The 16,270-nt window shown below is 67.2% G+C and carries 10 protein-coding genes and 1 tRNA gene; 3 read left to right on the forward strand and 8 right to left on the reverse strand.

The genetic code is table 11. The annotated features are described in order from the left end of the window. Nucleotides 1–33: 33 nt before the first annotated feature. Nucleotides 34–198 (reverse strand): hypothetical protein, encoded by a 165-nt coding sequence (locus IFR23_RS06250; protein WP_192975145.1) that lies wholly within the window; start codon nt 196–198, stop codon nt 34–36. A 227-nt stretch (nt 199–425) separates the two neighbouring features. On the opposite strand from IFR23_RS06250, the gene IFR23_RS06255 reads away from it, so the two are divergent. Next, complete coding sequence (locus IFR23_RS06255) at nt 426–2,240, forward strand: DUF885 domain-containing protein (protein ID WP_192975146.1); 1,815 nt, start codon at nt 426–428, stop codon at nt 2,238–2,240. Between the two features lie 392 nt (nt 2,241–2,632). Here IFR23_RS06255 and IFR23_RS06260 read toward each other — a convergent pair whose 3' ends face one another. The 7 genes from IFR23_RS06260 to IFR23_RS06290 all read right to left on the reverse strand — a co-directional run bounded on the left by IFR23_RS06260 (nt 2,633) and on the right by IFR23_RS06290 (nt 14,781). After that, nucleotides 2,633–3,862: a glycoside hydrolase family 27 protein gene (locus IFR23_RS06260; RefSeq protein WP_342344880.1), complete on the reverse strand. Its 1,230-nt coding sequence runs from the start codon at nt 3,860–3,862 to the stop codon at nt 2,633–2,635. After that, complete coding sequence (locus IFR23_RS06265) at nt 3,859–6,162, reverse strand: glycoside hydrolase family 3 C-terminal domain-containing protein (protein WP_192975147.1); 2,304 nt, start codon at nt 6,160–6,162, stop codon at nt 3,859–3,861. Before IFR23_RS06265 ends, IFR23_RS06260 begins: the two co-directional genes overlap by 4 nt. 85 nt (nt 6,163–6,247) lie before the next feature. Continuing rightward, nucleotides 6,248–9,787 (reverse strand): hydantoinase B/oxoprolinase family protein, encoded by a 3,540-nt coding sequence (locus IFR23_RS06270; protein ID WP_192975148.1) that lies wholly within the window; start codon nt 9,785–9,787, stop codon nt 6,248–6,250. Nucleotides 9,788–9,794: 7 nt separating this feature from the next. Next, the gene (locus IFR23_RS06275; protein WP_192975149.1) at nt 9,795–10,856 is read right to left on the reverse strand and encodes a pyridoxal-phosphate dependent enzyme; all 1,062 of its coding nucleotides are present in this window, start codon (nt 10,854–10,856) and stop codon (nt 9,795–9,797) included. Then, nucleotides 10,853–12,889, reverse strand: coding sequence for a M3 family metallopeptidase (locus tag IFR23_RS06280; protein WP_192975150.1), 2,037 nt, complete (start codon nt 12,887–12,889; stop codon nt 10,853–10,855). The genes IFR23_RS06275 and IFR23_RS06280 overlap by 4 nt, the downstream gene beginning before the upstream one ends. Before the next feature lie 10 nt (nt 12,890–12,899). Next, a complete protein-coding gene (locus tag IFR23_RS06285) occupies nt 12,900–14,306 on the reverse strand; it encodes an L-serine ammonia-lyase (RefSeq protein ID WP_192975151.1) in 1,407 nt (468 codons plus the stop codon). A gap of 382 nt (nt 14,307–14,688) precedes the next feature. Next, nucleotides 14,689–14,781: transfer RNA gene (locus IFR23_RS06290), tRNA-Ser, on the reverse strand. Nucleotides 14,782–14,952: 171 nt separating this feature from the next. Here IFR23_RS06290 and IFR23_RS06295 point away from each other — a divergent pair. Continuing rightward, nucleotides 14,953–15,735 carry a DUF1134 domain-containing protein gene (locus tag IFR23_RS06295; protein ID WP_192975152.1) on the forward strand — a complete coding sequence of 261 codons (783 nt, stop codon included), beginning with the start codon at nt 14,953–14,955 and terminating at the stop codon, nt 15,733–15,735. A 181-nt stretch (nt 15,736–15,916) separates the two neighbouring features. Further along, complete coding sequence (locus tag IFR23_RS06300; RefSeq protein WP_192975153.1) at nt 15,917–16,261, forward strand: hypothetical protein; 345 nt, start codon at nt 15,917–15,919, stop codon at nt 16,259–16,261. Nucleotides 16,262–16,270 lie beyond the last annotated feature (9 nt).

The raw sequence follows: 16,270 nt of genomic DNA on the forward strand, positions 1-16,270 counted from the left end.
CGATCGGTCCGGCTGCACGCCGGGCCGGTCGAATTACGGTTTCTTGCGGGTCTTCGGCACCTGCGACAGGCGCGTCAGCAGCGTCGGGATGTCTTCGGTGATCATCGTATCCGTCGGCGTCTGCCAGGACGAACGCAACGTTTCGCCGACATCGTGCAATCGTGCGCCGGCTTCACGCCTGGATGTCTCGTTTCGCACGTCTACCTCACCTACGCATACACCCGACGGCATCCTTCGGGGGGGTAAGGACACCGCCGGGCTCTCGGGTAAAACCGACGATATCCGCGCTTGTTCCGGCGGTTTCGCGACGGACGCATCTTCCACGCCGGTTCCGGTCGCAGACGCGCCGAAATTCCGATCCCGAAGCGCTGGCGGTCCGCGCGGCGATCGGCTTAGATGCGCGAAAGTTCACGGGAGAGTTCGTCATGGATCGTCGCCAGTTCCTCGCATCGGGCGGCGTCGCCGCACTTGCCACCACGTTGTTGCCGTCATCGGCCTTTGCGCAGTCGAGCGGCGACACCGCGCTCAACGCCGATTTCGAGCGGATATTCCAGGCGAGCGTCGCCCGGTCGCCCGAACTCGCGACATCGCTGGGTCTCGACAAGGGGTCTCTCGCGGGCCTGAAGAGCCAGCTTTCGCCGCGCACGCCGGAAAAGCGCGCACGCGACGTGAGCGAGACCAAGGCCGCGCTCGCCAGCCTAGCCCGCTACGACGGCGCAGGCCTGTCGCCCGCCGCCAAGCTCAACCTCGAAGTGGTGCGCTATTCGCTGAACACGCAGATCGCCGCGCCAGAGAAGTTCGGCATGGACAGCCCAATCCGCCCGTACCGGATTTTCCAGCAGGGCGGCGCCTATTTCCAGGTGCCCGACTTCCTCAACACCGCACACACGATCAACGCCACCCCGGATGCGGAGGCGTATCTGTCCCGGCTCGATCAGTTCGGCACGGTGCTCGATCAGGAAAGCGCGATGCAGCAAGCCGAGGCGGCACGCGGCCTGCTCGCACCCGGCTGGTCGCTCGACCTGACGCTGGGACAGATGCGGAAACTGCGGGGCCAGCCAGCCGCGACGTCGAGCATCGTCCAGTCATTGGTGAAACGTGCGGCGGCCAAGGGTCTTGCCGGCGACTGGCAGGCGCGCGCTTCGAAGATCGTCGAGGGCAAGGTCTATCCCGCGCTCGACCGCCAGATCGCGCTGATTGAGCGGTTGAAGCCGACCACCAAGCCCGGTGACGGGATATGGCGCGTGCCCAACGGCGACGCGATCTACGCGATGGCGCTGAACCAGGCCACGACGACAACGATGAGCCCCGACGAGGTCCACCGCATCGGCCTCGCTCAGGTCGCCGAGATCACCGCGCAGCTCGACACGATCCTGAAATCGCAGGGCTTCACGACCGGCACGGTTGGCGAGCGGCTGGCGAAGCTCAACGTGACTCCGGACCAGCTTTACGCGAACACCGCGGAGGGGCGCACCGAGCTGATCGCCGGGCTGAACGACGGCATCAAGGCGATGTACGCCAAGCTTCCCCAGGCGTTCTCCGAGGTCCCGACGCAGCCACTCGAAATCCGCGCGGTGCCGGTCGAGATCCAGGACGGCGCATCGAACGGCTATTACAACCGTGCCTCGCTCGATGGCAGCCGCCCGGCGATCTACTTCGTCAATCTGAAGGACGTCGGCGACTGGCCGAAATACACGCTGCCGTCGCTCACCTATCACGAGGGTGTGCCGGGGCATCACCTCCAGATCAGCCTTGCGCAGGAATCGAAGGACATTCCGACGCTGCGGAAGATCGGCTTCTTCTCCGCCTATTCGGAGGGCTGGGCGCTGTATGCGGAGCAGCTGGCCGACGAGCTCGGGGCGTATGCATCGCCGCTGGAGCGCGCAGGCTATCTCCAGTCGTTCCTATTCCGCGCGACGCGTCTGGTGGTCGATACCGGCATCCACGCGAAACGCTGGAGCCGCGAGAAGGCGACCGACTACATGGTCGCGACGACCGGCTTTGCGCGGCCGAGGACGCAGCGCGAGGTCGAGCGTTATTGCACGCAGGCGGGTCAGGCTTGCAGCTACAAGGTCGGCCACATGGCATGGACGCGGGCGCGGGTGAAGGCGAAGGCCGCGTTGGGCGACACGTTCGACCTGAAGCAGTTTCACGACATCCTGAAGGAAGGCGCGATGCCACTGACGATCCTGGAACGCCGGGTCGACGAGCGGATCGCGGCGATAAAGGCCAAGGGCTGAGACTTGGCTATCCTCCCCCGCGAGGGGGAGGTGGCGCCGAAGGTGACGGAGGGGGAGGACACGGAACCGGGGTTTTTCCTTACCTCCCCCTCCGTCTGGCTAAAGCCAGCCACCTCCCCCTGGCGGGGGAGGATCGTTTAAATCCGACGCGCAGTCCGACGCCTGCGAAGCCGCCCTGCCCTCGCGTCCGTTTGTCGCTCACCCCGTCCCGCTCGTGCCGAGTAGAGACCGAGTAGCTGCGCCAGCAGCATATCGAGGGCGCGTATCGAGGTACACGTTCCGCGCGCCAACTTGTCCTTCGATACGCCGTCTCGATGCGCCCCTGCAGAGCTATGCGATGGCTACTCGGAACGAACGGGATTGGGGCAAGATCGCGGCCCCTACTTCACAAACTAATTCGGCGTCACCTTCACCATCACCACGCCGTGCGGCGGGACCATCGCCGAGAACCGTCCTTCACGCAGGCGCCGCGTCGTCCCCGACCAAAGATCGCGCACGTCCGAAGCCATCGCCATCGTGTAGCCGATCTCCGGCCACGACACCGCGATCTCGGCCGGTGTTGTTCCCCGGTTCAGCAATAGCACCGCCCGACTTCCGTCCGCCAACGGGCGCGCCCACACCTCGTGGTCGCCATCGTCGCGGACCCGCCGCCCCTGCATCCCGAGCGTATCCTGATCGACCGCGATCACGTCCTTGTTGAGCAGGATCGCGCGCGTCGCGCCGTCCATCTTCGCGACGTCGTTGCCCGCGATCAGCGGCGCCGCCATCATCGCCCACAGGCTGAAATGCGCGCGATATTCGGTGTCGGTCATCCCGCCATTTCCGACCTCGAGCATGTCCGGATCGTTCCAGTGGCCCGGCCCCGCGAACGGATAGAGCGGCTCGTTCTTGTCGACGATGTCCATCATGCCGAGCGAATAGGTCACCGGCCCCGCCCACGCATCGCGGATGTCGCCGGTGGTGCGCCACATGTTGCCGATCTTCGCGCCCCATTCCCACGGGCGGTTGTTGCCCCATTCGCAGATCGAGAGCAGCATCGGCCGGCCGGTTGCGCGGATCGCGTCGGACATCAGCGCATAGGCTTCCTCCGCATTACGCACGCCGGTCGAACACCAGTCGTATTTGAGGTAATCGACGCCCCAGCGCGCATAGGTCAGCGCGTCCTGATACTCGTGCCCCTGGCTGCCGGGACGCCCGCCGCAGGTCTTTCGCCCGGCATCGGAGTAGATCCCGAACTTCAGGCCCTTTGCATGGACGTAGTCCGCCAACGCCTTGATCCCCGACGGGAACTTGGTCGCGTCGGCGGTGATGAAGCCGTCCTTGTCACGGTCGCCGTGCCAGCAATCGTCGATCACGACATAGCCGTATCCCGCCGCCTTCATGCCGTTTGCGACGATCGCGTCGGCGGTGTCGCGGATCACCTGTTCGGTGACCTTGCAGCCGTGTTTGTTCCAGCTGTTCCACCCCATCGGCGGCGTCATCGCGAGGCCGTTGGCGGTCCGCCCGGCCTCGCGCGATGGGCGCACGGTGTTGGGATCGACGAGCTGGTCCTGCGCCGCCGCGAGCGTGCTCGACATCGCCGCACACAGCGCGAGCAGCAGTCGCGCGAAACGGCGGCTCACTTGCCGCTGCGATCGAGCGTCTGCGCGGGCACGCGGACCGTCACGGTCTGGACGATGTCCGTGGCCGAGGTGGCGAGCATCACCTTGTAGTCGCCGCCCGCGATCTTCCAGCCGCCGGTCGTCGTGTCGAACGTCGCAAGCAGGCGCGGATCGATCGTCACCGATACCGATTTATCGCTGCCGGGCGCGAGGTCGACCTTGCGGAAGGCCCCCAGCCGCTTCGGCGCTTCCCAGCCTGCGCCCGACACATAGACCTGCGCGACCGCCTTGCCCTGCACGGCGCCGGTGTTCTTCACCGAGAAGCCGGCCTTGATGCCCTTGCTCTCGGCTGCCGCGGTCAGGCCGCTCATCGCGAAGTTGGTATAGGACAGTCCGTAGCCGAACGGGAACAGCGGCGTGGCGCCGGTCTTGTCGAACCATTTATAGCCGACCGCTGCGCCCTCGATATCGTAATTGCCCATCGGATGCGCGTCGCGGTCGAGCTTCGGATCGCCCTCCAGCACCGGCCGCGGGGTCTGCGCGAGCGACGCGGGGAAGGTCGCGGGCAGATGCCCCGACGGATTGACCTCTCCGGTCAGCACGCGCGCGATCGCCTCGCCGCCCGCCGTGCCGGGATACCACGCCTCCAGCACCGCGCCGACCTTGCCGAGCCACGGCATCACAACCGGCCCGCCGGTTTCGAGCACGACCACCGTCTTCGCGTTCGCGCGCGCGACCGCATCGATCAGCGCGTTCTGGTTGTCGGGCAGATTCAGGTCGGGCGCGTCGATCGACTCGCCGGTCCACTGCTCGCCGAACACGACGACGACATCCGCTTTCCGCGCCGCCGCGGCGGCCGCCCTGACGTCCTTGCCGTCGAGATAGGCCACGGTCGCGCCGGTCCGCGCCTGCAACGCCTTCATCGGCGACGAGGCGTGATAGGTCTTGGGGCCGGGGAAACCGCTCGGGAACCCATCCGCCACGATCAGGCCGTTGGTCGGCGCGTTCGGCGAATAGACCTGGCTCGAACCACCACCCGACAGCACGCCAACATCGGCATGCGCGCCGATCAGCAGGATCGACTTGGCCGACTTGGCGATCGGCAGCAGACCCGCGGTATTTTTCAGGAGGACGATCCCCTCCTCCGCATCAGTGCGGGTCACCGCAGCATGAGCGGCGTAATCGATCGTCGTCGCGCGGTCGCCCGCGACGACCGTATCGAACGCGCCTACGGAGAACATTCCCCACAGCACGCGGCGCGCCATGTCGGTGGCGCGCGCTTCGCTGACATGGCCGTTGTTGACCGCCTCACGCAGCGCATCCGCGAAGTACGCCGAGCGATCGAACGCCCAGCCCGATTGCTGATCGAGCCCGGCATTGGCCGCCTCGCTGGTCGAATGCGTCGCGCCCCAGTCGGACATGACATAGCCCTTGAAGCCCCAGTCGCGCTTCAGCACGGTGTTGAGCAGCCAGTCGTTTTCGCACGCATAATGGCCGTTCACGCGGTTGTACGAGCACATTACCGAGCCGGGCTGGCCGACCTCGTTGGCGATCTCGAACGCGAGCAGGTCGGACTGGCGCGCGGCCTGTTCACCGATCTTGTGATCCATCGTGAAGCGGTTCGTCTCCTGCCCGTTGAAGGCGTAGTGCTTCATCGTCGAGACGACGTGCTGCGACTGGATTCCCTTGATCTCGTGCCCGGTGATGATTCCGGCCAGCAACGGATCCTCGCCGCCATATTCGAAATTGCGCCCGTTACGCGGTTCACGCGTCAGGTTCATCCCGCCCGCGAGCTGCACGTTGAAGCCTGACAAGAACGCCTCGTTGCCGATCATCGCACCGCCCGCCTGTGCGAGGTCCGGGTTCCAGGTCGATGCGGTCGCGATCCCCGATGGCAGCGAGGTGCGCAGCCGCGGCGTCGGCCCGCGCTGGCTGGCGACACCGACGCCGGCATCGGTCTGCCACTGGTTCGGGATGCCGAGGCGCGGGATGCCGGGCACGATCCCGGCGGATGCGGGCAGGCCGTCCTTGGGATAGACGAAATTCTTGATCGGCGTCTTCTGCCAGTCGGCGGTGGTCGCGAAATAGCCGAAGGTGAGCTGCAGCTTCTCGTCGAGCGTCATCTCCTTCAGGAGCAGATCGACACGCGCATCGGCGCTCAACGCGGTGTTCATCCACGGCCGCGCCTTGGGGGCCTCGGTCCGCGCCGCCGCCGCGCTGGGCGCGTTGTTGGTCGTCTGCGCGACGGCGGGCGCTGCGACCGCCAGCACCGATCCCGCGAGCAATCGGACGAACAGGGCGCGGGAACGGGATGCGGTCATGGGCTTCACTTTCAGGCTGATCGAATGCCGTGTGTGCCGCGTTCGTCGCGTTACCGCAACCAGACGTCGCGCGGCGCGTGCCCGGTCACGCCTTGCCGAAACCGCCGCCGCCAGGCGTCTCGATCACGAATACGTCGCCCGGCGCCATGTCGACCTTGGCGGTGGAGCCCAGGTGCTCGATGCCGCCGTCGGCGCGCTCGATGGTTGCCGAGCCCAGCCCGCCCGGTTCGCCGCCCGCCACCCCGAACGGGGCCACGCGGCGACGGTTGGCGAGGATGCAGGCGGTCATGTCCTCTAGGAACCGGACTCGTCGCGTCGCCCCGTCGCCGCCGTGATGTGCGCCTGCGCCGCCCGAGCCGCGGCGGATCGAGAATTCTTCCAACAATACCGGAAAGCGCGTTTCGAAGATTTCCGGGTCGGTCAGCCGGCTGTTGGTCATGTGCGTCTGGATCACCGACGCGCCGTCGAAGCCGGGCCCCGCGCCTGCCCCGCCGGCGATCGTCTCGTAATATTGGTGGGTGTCGTTGCCGAAGGTGAAGTTGTTCATCGTCCCCTGGCTCGCGGCCATCGCGCCGAGCGCGCCGAACAGCGCGTCGGTGACGACCTGGCTCGTCTCGACGTTGCCGGCGACGACCGCAGCCGGATAGCGCGGGTTGAGCATCGAGCCTTCGGGCACGCGGATCGTCACGCCCCGCAGGCAGCCGTCGTTGAGCGGTACCGCCTCGTCGATCAGCGCGCGGACGACATAGAGGACGGCGGCACGGACGATCGAGACGGGGGCGTTAAAGTTGGTCGGGCGCTGGTCGCTGGTGCCGGCGAAATCGACCTCCATCGTCGCGGCTGCGCGGTCGACACGGACCGCCACGCGGACGACGGCGCCATCGTCCATCTCATAGGCGAACGCGCCGTCGTCGAGCGTCGCGATCAGGCGGCGAACAGCGGCGTCGGCGTTGGCCTGGACGTGCTCCATGTACGCCGCAACGACGTCGGTGCCGTACTCGTTCGCGAGCCGTATGAGACCAGTCGCGCCACGTGTGCAGGCGGCCAACTGTGCGGCGAGATCGGCGATGTTTTGGTCGATGTTGCGGGCTGGATAGGGGCCACTCGCGAACACTGCGCGCAGTTCGGTTTCGAGGAAACGCCCTTCGTCGACTACCAGCACGTCGTCGAGCAGCACGCCCTCTTCCTCGACCGAGCGGCTTTCCGGCGGCATCGATCCGGGCGTGATGCCGCCGACGTCCGCGTGATGCCCGCGGGCGGCTACGAAGAACGCCGGCGCGTCATTGTCGTCTGCAAAGACCGGCATGATGACGGTGATGTCGGGCAGGTGCGTGCCGCCGCGATAGGGGGCGCTGAGCGCGTAGGCGTCGCCGCGGCGGATACCGCGGCCATCTGCGCCGCCGCCGCGCGCGTCGATGATCGTGCGGATGCTTTCGCCCATCGACCCGAGGTGGACCGGGATGTGCGGCGCGTTGGCGACGAGGTTGCCGTGCGCGTCGAACAGCGCGCAACTGAAGTCGAGCCGCTCGCGGATGTTGACCGACGCGGCGGAGCGCTGGAGCGCGGCGCCCATCTCCTCGGCGATGCTCATGAACAGACCGGCGAAGATCGCCAGCCGGACCGGGTCGGATTCGGTGCCGATGCTGGCGCCGACGCGAGGTGCGATCCGGTCAAGGATCAGATTGCCGATCGGATCGACGCGCGCGCGCCAGCCGGGCTCGACGATGGTGGTCGAGACGCTGTCGAGGATCAGAGCGGGTCCGTCGATGGCGTGGCCGGCGGGGAGGCCTTCGCGGGCGAGGACCGGCGTGTCGTGCCATGTGCCGGCCATGTAGACGGGGGCGATCGAGAGCGGCGCGGCTGGCTCGTCGGGGAACGCGACGAGCGAGGCGTTGATCGGCGGACTCTCGGCGATCGCCTCCGCGACAACCCGGTCGGCGATCAGCGGTGCTTCGCTGGCGAACCCGAACTGCGCGATGTGTGCGGCGTCGAACGCGGCGATCATCGCTGGCGGTTCGTCGAGCTCGAGCTCGATGGTGTGGTCCGTCTGGCCTCGGCGCAGATGCACGCGGCGTTCGATCCGAACGTCGTCCGCCGTGACGCCCTGCGCCACCAGGGCGTCGCGCGCTGCTTCCGCCAGACCGTCCAGCGCCTGCGCGATCGCGGCATAGTCCGCGAACGCAGTACCCGAGGTCGCCTCGCGGAGCACGCGGCGATCGGCGAGGCCCATGCCGTACGCCGACAGCACGCCGGCCAGCGGGTGGATCATCACGCGGTCCATTGCCAGCGCATCGGCGACGAGGCACGCATGCTGCCCTCCGGCTCCACCGAAGCAGGCGAGCGTGTAGCGCGTCACGTCGTGCCCGCGCGCGACGGAGATCGTCCGGATCGCGTTCGCCATGTTCGCCACCGCGACCGCGACGAACCCTTCCGCCGCGACCTGCGGATCGAGCGGCAGTTCCACGAACCGGGCGGCCACCGCCTCGGCATCGAGCGGCTGGTCGCCTGCCGATCCAAACAGCGCCGGGAAGAATTCGGGGCGAACCTTGCCGAGCATCACGTTGCAGTCGGTCACGGTCAGCGGCCCGCCGCGGCGATAACACGCAGGTCCCGGCACCGCGCCCGCACTCTCTGGGCCGACGATCAGCCGCTCCCCATCGAACCGACAGATCGAGCCCCCGCCCGCTGCGACGGTATGGATCCGCAGCATCGGCGCGCGGATGCGGGCGCCGGCGATCAGCGTCTCAGTGTCGCGTTCATAGGTGCCGGCGTAGTGCGACACGTCGGTCGAGGTGCCGCCCATGTCGAAGCCGATGATCTGTTCGAACCCGGCCTCGCGCGCCGTCGCGGCCATGCCGACGATACCGCCCGCCGGCCCCGACAGGATCGCATCCTTGCCGCGAAAGCCTGCGCCATCGACCAGGCCGCCCGACGACTGCATGAACAGCGCGCCCTGCCCCAGCGCGTCGCTCAGGCCCGCGACATAGCGATCGACGACCGGCGACAGATACGCGTCAACGACGGTCGTATCGCCGCGCCCGATTAGCTTGATCAACGGCGCGACGCGGTGGCTGACCGAGATTTGGGTGAAGCCGATCTCAGCCGCGATTGCCGCCAGCGCCTCCTCGTGCGCGGTGAAGCGGTAGCCGTGCATGAGGACAATCGCGATGGCGCGCAAACCGCTATCGAATGCCGTCTGTAGCCCTGCACGGGCCGCGTCGACGTCGAGCGGCCCGAGCACATCGCCCTCCGCACCGACCCGCTCGTCGATCTCCACGACATGCGCGAACAGCGGCGGCGGACGGTTCACGTCGCGCGCGAAAATATCGGACCGCTCCTGGTGACCGATCAGCAGCGCATCGCCGAACCCGCGGGTGATCGCGAGGCACGTCGGTTCGCCCTTGCGCTCGAGCAGCGCGTTGGTCGCGACCGTCGTCCCGATCCGCAGTTCGAGAGGCACGTCCGCTCCGTTGGTCAGCCGCCGGATCGCCTCGACTGCCGCATCATCATAGCGCTCGGGATCTTCCGACAGCAGCTTGGCGGTGACGATCCGTCCGTCGGGCTGCCGCGCGACGACATCGGTGAACGTGCCGCCGCGATCGATCCAGAACTGCCATGTGGTCATCGGTTACTCAGCCCAGGAATTGCGTCATCCGCGCCGCAGCATCGGTCCATGCGACCCCGCGATCGTCGAGCCATGCGTCATCGTAATAGGTGCAGCCATAGCGGTCGCCGCCATCGCACAACAGCGTGACGATGCTGCCCGTCTCGCCCGCCGCCGCCATCTCCTCGACGATCTGCGCGCAGGCCCAGAGGTTGGTCCCGGTGGAGCCGCCGACGCGCCGGCCGAGCCGGTCGGACAGCGCGCGCATCGCACCGATGCTGTCGGCATCCTCGACCGCGATCATCCGGTCGATGACGCTCGGCACGAAACTGGGCTCGACGCGCGGCCGTCCGATCCCCTCGATCCGCGACGCGCACCCCTCGGGCAACGCGACCACCGATCGGTCCTCGAAATGCCGGTGGAACACCGAGTGCACCGGGTCCGCGACGCAGAGTTTCGTGTCGTGCCGGCAATAGCGGATGAAGCGCCCGATCGTCGCCGACGTGCCGCCGGTCCCCGCGCCGCAGACGATCCAGGACGGGCACGGATGCTCCTCCTCGGCCATCTGCGCGAAGATGCTCTCGGCGATGTTGTTGTTGCCGCGCCAGTCGGTCGCGCGCTCGGCGTAGGTGAACTGGTCGAGATAATGCCCGCCGGTTTCCGCCGCGAGCCGGTGCGAGACCGCGTAGACGGTACGCGGATCGTCGACCATGTGGATCTCGCCGCCGTGAAAGCGGATCGCGTCGAGCTTGGGCTTGGCGGTCGTCGCGGGAACCACCGCGATGAAGCGCAGCCCCAGCATTTTCGCGAAATACGCCTCCGACACCGCAGTCGATCCTGACGAGGATTCGATCACCGTCGTGTCCGGCCCGATCCATTCGTTGCACAGCGCGTACAGGAACAGCGACCGCGCGAGCCGGTGCTTGAGGCTGCCGGTCGGGTGCGAACTCTCGTCCTTGAGGTACAGGACGATACCGGGGTACCGCGGCAAATCCACCCGAATGAGGTGCGTGTCGGCGGACCGGTTATAGTCCGCCTCGATCCGCCGTACCGCTTCCGACAGCCAGCGCCGGTCGACGCGCTTCGTCACCCTTGCAGCCCGTGACGGACCAGCATCGCGGTCGGCTCGGGATCACGCCCGCGGAACGCGCGGAAGCTCTCCGCCGCCGGACGCGTGGCCCCACGCGCGAGCACTTCCTCGCGGAACCGGTCGCCGGTCTTGCGATCGACCAGGCCCGCTTCCGCAAACGCCTCGAAGCCATCGGCGGCCAGCAGTTCGGCATAGAGATAGCTGTAATAGCCCGACGCATAGCCGCCTGCGAAAATGTGGCTGAACGCGTGCGGGAAGCGGTGCCATGCGGGCGGGCGGATCACCGCCACCTCGTCGCGCACCGCCTCGATCACCTCGATCGGGTCGCTGCCCATCGTGCCCAGATGCAGCAGCAAGTCGAACAGCGCGAACTCGACCTGGCGCAGGATGAACATCCCCGCCTGAAAATGCCGCGCCTTCACCATCCGTTCGAACAGGTCGGCGGGCAGCTTCTCGCCGGTCTTGTAGTGCCCCGACATGCCGGTCAGCACGTCCTTGTCCCAGGCGAAATCCTCCATCAACTGGCTCGGCAGCTCGATCGCGTCCCACTCGAAGCCGTTGGTGCCGGCGATGCTCGGGCGGTTCACCTTGGTGAAGAGCAGGTGGATGCAGTGGCCGGTCTCGTGCAGCAACGTCGTCACGTCGTTGTGGCTCAGCAGCGACGGCGTCTCGCCGCCATCCGGGGCGAAATTGCAGACGAGGTACGCGACGGGCACCGTCACGGTATTGCCGTCGTGCAACCGCGGCCGCGCCTGCGCCATCCACGCGCCGCCACGCTTGCCGGTCCGCGCGTGCAGGTCGAGATACAGCCCGGCGAACACCGTCCCGCTCTCGTCCACCACGTCGAAGAACCGCGCATCGTCATGATACAGCGACACGTCGTCGCGCTCGACGAGCTTGATGCCGAACAGCCGCTGCATCAGCGTCTGCCAGCCCTCCATCACGCGCTCGACCGGGAAATACGCCTTCACCACCTGCGCGTCGACCGCATAGCGATCCTGCCGCAACCGGTTCGACACGAAGCCCGCATCCCACGGCTCGAAATCGGCGATCCCTAGCTGCTCGGCGGCGAACGTCTTCAGTTCGGCGAGGTCACGCTCAGCCGCCGGCTTCGCCCGCCGCGCCAGATCGCGCAGGAACGCGATCACTTCGGCGCCGTTCGGTGCCATCTTGGTCTCGAGCGACCACGCGACCGGATCGGTGAAGCCGAGCAGCTTAGCCCCCTCATGCCGCAGTTCGAGGATACGCGCGATCCGCGCGCTGTTGTCGAACTCGCCCGCGTTCGGCCCCTGGTCCGACGCGCGCGTCGCGAACGCGCGGTACATGCGCGCGCGCAGGTCGCGGTTCTCGGCGAAGGTCAGCACCGCGTTGACGCTCGGCTGTTGCAACGTGACCAGCCAGCCCGCCTGCCCCTTCGCCTTGGCGGCATCCGCGAACATCGCCTTGTCCGCGTCCGAAATCCCCGCGAGATCGGCCTCGTCGGTCACCAGTTCCGACCACGCATCGGTCGCATCCAGTACCGCGCTGCCGAACTCGTTCGACAGGCCCGACAGCTCGACCGAAATCTCGCTGAACCGGTCCCGTGCCTCAGGCTCCAGCGCCACACCCGACAGCGTGAAGTCGCGGATCGCCTGCTCGACCGCGACCCGATCTTCGACGGGTAGGTCGGCAAACTCGGGCGACACGCTCAGCGCCACGAACACCTCGTACAGGTCGCGGTTCTGCCCGACCTTCATGTCGTTCTCGACGAGCCGCTTCTGCCCCTCCGAATACGCCGCGCGCAGTTCGGGCGTGTCCGCGACACCGTGCAGGTGCGACACCGCCGACCAGATCGCGCCGATCTCGGTATTCGCGCGCTCGTACGGCAGCCACGCGCCCGCGAAATCCGTCGGCCGCGCGGTCGTCAGCGCCTCGACCATCGCCTCATGCCGCGCGATCGCCTCGTCGAGCGCGGGCGCGATCTGGTCGGGCGACAGCTCGGCGAAACGGGGCAGCGACAGCGTATCGAGAAGCGGGTTCGTCGGGGCAGTCATGGATAATCCTTCAGCATTCGACGACGTTGACGGCCAGGCCACCAAGCGACGTCTCCTTATATTGCGAGCGCATGTCCTCACCGGTCTGGCGCATCGTCTCGATCACCGCATCGAGGCTGACGATATGGCGACCGTCCCCCCGCAGCGCCAGATACGCGGCGTTGATCGCCTTGATCGCACCCATCGTGTTGCGCTCGATGCACGGGATCTGGACCAGCCCGCCGATCGGATCGCAGGTCAGGCCGAGATTATGCTCCATGCCGATCTCCGCCGCATTCTCGATCTGCGCATTGGTCCCGCCGAGCGCCGCGACGAGCGCGCCCGCCGCCATCGAGCATGCCACGCCGACCTCGCCCTGGCACCCCATCTCCGCCGCCGAGATCGACGCGCGCTTCTTGTAGAGAAACCCGATCGACGCCGCGGTCAGCAGGAAATCATGCGCACCCTTCGGCGTAGGGTCCTTGGTGAAATTCTCGTAGAAGCGCAGCACCGCCGGCAATACGCCCGCCGCGCCATTGGTCGGCGCGGTCACGACCCGGCCACCCGCCGCATTCTCCTCGTTCACCGCGAGCGCATACAGGCTGACCCACTCGAACACCGCCGACGGATCGGCCGCGGTATCGCGCGCCTGCAACCCCTCGAACAGCGCCTTCGCGCGACGCGGCACCTTCAGCCCGCCCGGCAGGATGCCGCCCTGCCGACACCCGCGATCGATCGACGCGAACATGGCCGCGCGGACGGCATCGAGGAACGCATCGGTCTCGCTCTCCGGCCGCCACGCGATCTCGTTCTCGCGGACGATGTCGGCGATCGTCATCCCCGTCGCGTCCCCGGTCGCGAGCAGTTCCGCTCCCGACGAGAACGGTCGCGGCAACAGGATGTTCGCCTTGACCGGCCCCGACCCCGCCTCGACGATCGCGCCGCCACCGATCGAGAAATACGTCCGCTCGACGCTGCGCCCGTCACCGAACGACGCGGTGAACGTCACCGCATTGGGATGCCCCGGCAAAAACGTCTGCGCATGGAACAGCAGATGCTGGCTCTCCTCGAACCCGATTTCTACCCGCTCGGCCAGCATCAGCCGCCCGCTAGACCGGATCGCTGCCAACCGCACCGGGATCAGGTCCGGATCGATCGTCTCCGGCTGCGCGCCGCTCAGGCCCAACATCACCGCACTGTCGGTCGCATGCCCCCGCCCGGTCAGCGCCAGCGAACCATACAAGTCGACGCGCACCGCCACCGGCTTCTCGTCCGCGACCATATCCGCGAACAGCCACGCCGCGCGCATTGGCCCGACGGTATGCGAACTCGACGGCCCGATCCCGATCGTGAACAGGTCGAGGATGCTGATCGCCTGGTGGCAATCGGGACGAGCGCGGGCGTGTTCATCCGGGCGATCGACGGTCAACGGGTTCATGCCGAGATGCTCAGGCGGAATCGGCGACGACGTACGGCGCGCGACCCTCGACCGGCGCGGCAAACTTGGCGGAAACGTCCATCGTCCTCGGCATCCTTCAACCCCTGACTCGCCAGCCGGTCACGACGGCAAGCCAGCCGTACCGTAGCCACGGTCGACATCACAGTATGAGACGATGCCCCCCGTCGTCCATCCGAAGTGAGCGGAGCATGGTGGACGAAACCCCGCTTGCAGGTTGCCCACGTCAAAAATCGACGCGCTCGGCAACAGCGGCGTTCGGAAGCGCCCGTGCAAGGGGGCTCCCGTTACAAGATGAGGCTGCGCTGCATGCCCGCGAAGGGTTACCGCATGCGGTTAAAGGAAATATCACTCTAACGAAAATTGGCGGAGACGGAGGGATTCGAACCCTCGGTACCAGTAAACCCGGTACGGCGGTTTAGCAAACCGCTGGTTTCAGCCACTCACCCACGTCTCCGGCTGCAGCAGATGCGGGGCTATAGCGAGGGTCGGGCGGCGGGGCAACGGCTGTAATGCGCTATTCCGACGCGAAATCGACACGGGCCGGTGGTTCGTTCATTGCGCGGCAAGGCGCATCTTGGTTACCTAGCCGCAGCGGGCGCATTCGCGTTCTGGGGAATAGTTGATCATGCGTAGCTTCTGGCTTGGCCTTGGCGTCCTTGCAGCCACCTTGTGCGGCGGTGCGCCGGGTATCGCGGCGGCGCAGGTCCGCACGATCGATCCCAACCAGGCGATCGACGGCGACCTTTCCGCGCAGCCTTCGCAATATCGCGCCGGCCAGTCGGTTCCGCAAACAACGACGCAGCCGTCGCGGCCTGCCGATCAGGACGTTCCGGCCGAACCGACGCCGACGCCGACACCGGCGCCACCACCCGCGACGAACGCCCAGCGTCCCGAAACGCGTGCCGAGGCGACGATGCAGGCCGCCGACACCTATGAACGCGACGACCTGCTCGCCGCGGGCGAAGGCGTGTTCGGCAAGGGCGCAGCAGGGCTTGGCGGCATCCTCGAGAACATCCTGAAGGATCAGGGCCAGCCCAACGCCTATATCGCCGGTCGCGAGGCGTCCGGGGCGTTCATCCTCGGCGTCCGCTACGGCTCGGGAATTATGAGCCACAAGGTCGAGGGCCAGCAGCCGGTCTATTGGACGGGGCCATCGGTCGGCTTCGACGTCGGCGGCGACGCGAACAAGGTCTTCGTGCTGGTCTACAATCTCTACGACACCGAAGAACTCTACAAGCGCTTCCCGGCCGTAGAAGGCCGGCTGTATCTCGTCGGCGGTTTCGCCGCGACCTATCTCCGCCGCGGCAACGTCGTCCTGATCCCGATCCGTCTCGGCGTCGGCTGGCGTGCGGGAGTGAACGTCGGGTATATGAACATCACGCACAAATCGAGGTGGCTGCCGTTCTAAGCGCAGCGCGGCAGGCGGCTACGCCCGCCTGACTCGCGCAAGCCCGGCCGGCGAGCTTCAGCCCGTCCGACGACGTGGGCTTCGCCCACGGCGCGCGCCCAGACACCGAAGTCCCTCGTGGCGCAAAGCCAAAGCCACGCGCACAAGTTGACGCCCCCACCCCAAACGCTACGCCTGAAAAATGGCAAAACCCGACCGTCTCGCCCGCCTCGACGCCCAGCGCGAGGACCTGGAAACCGAATATCGCGAAACGCTGATCGCGGCGCTCGAAAAGACCGCGTCCGGTTCGCTGGGCCTGTTCGACCGCACCCCGGACCGCCGCGTCCGCGCCGCGATCGCCCCTACGATCGACGCGCTCACCGAGATGGGCGGCGACATCGATTCGATGCGCGACCGCCTGATGCTGGAACCCTTCGCACTCCACCGCGACTTCTTCGCCGCGCGCGGTCCGGTCAGCGCCAGCGCGGTCGGCGAGCAGAAGGAGGCGCGGCTGTGGCTCGACCGGCTGAAGGTTTCGTCAGCCTGACGAATATTC

This window comes from Sphingomonas sp. CFBP 13603, from assembly GCF_014892665.1.
GTDB lineage: Bacteria > Pseudomonadota > Alphaproteobacteria > Sphingomonadales > Sphingomonadaceae > Sphingomonas.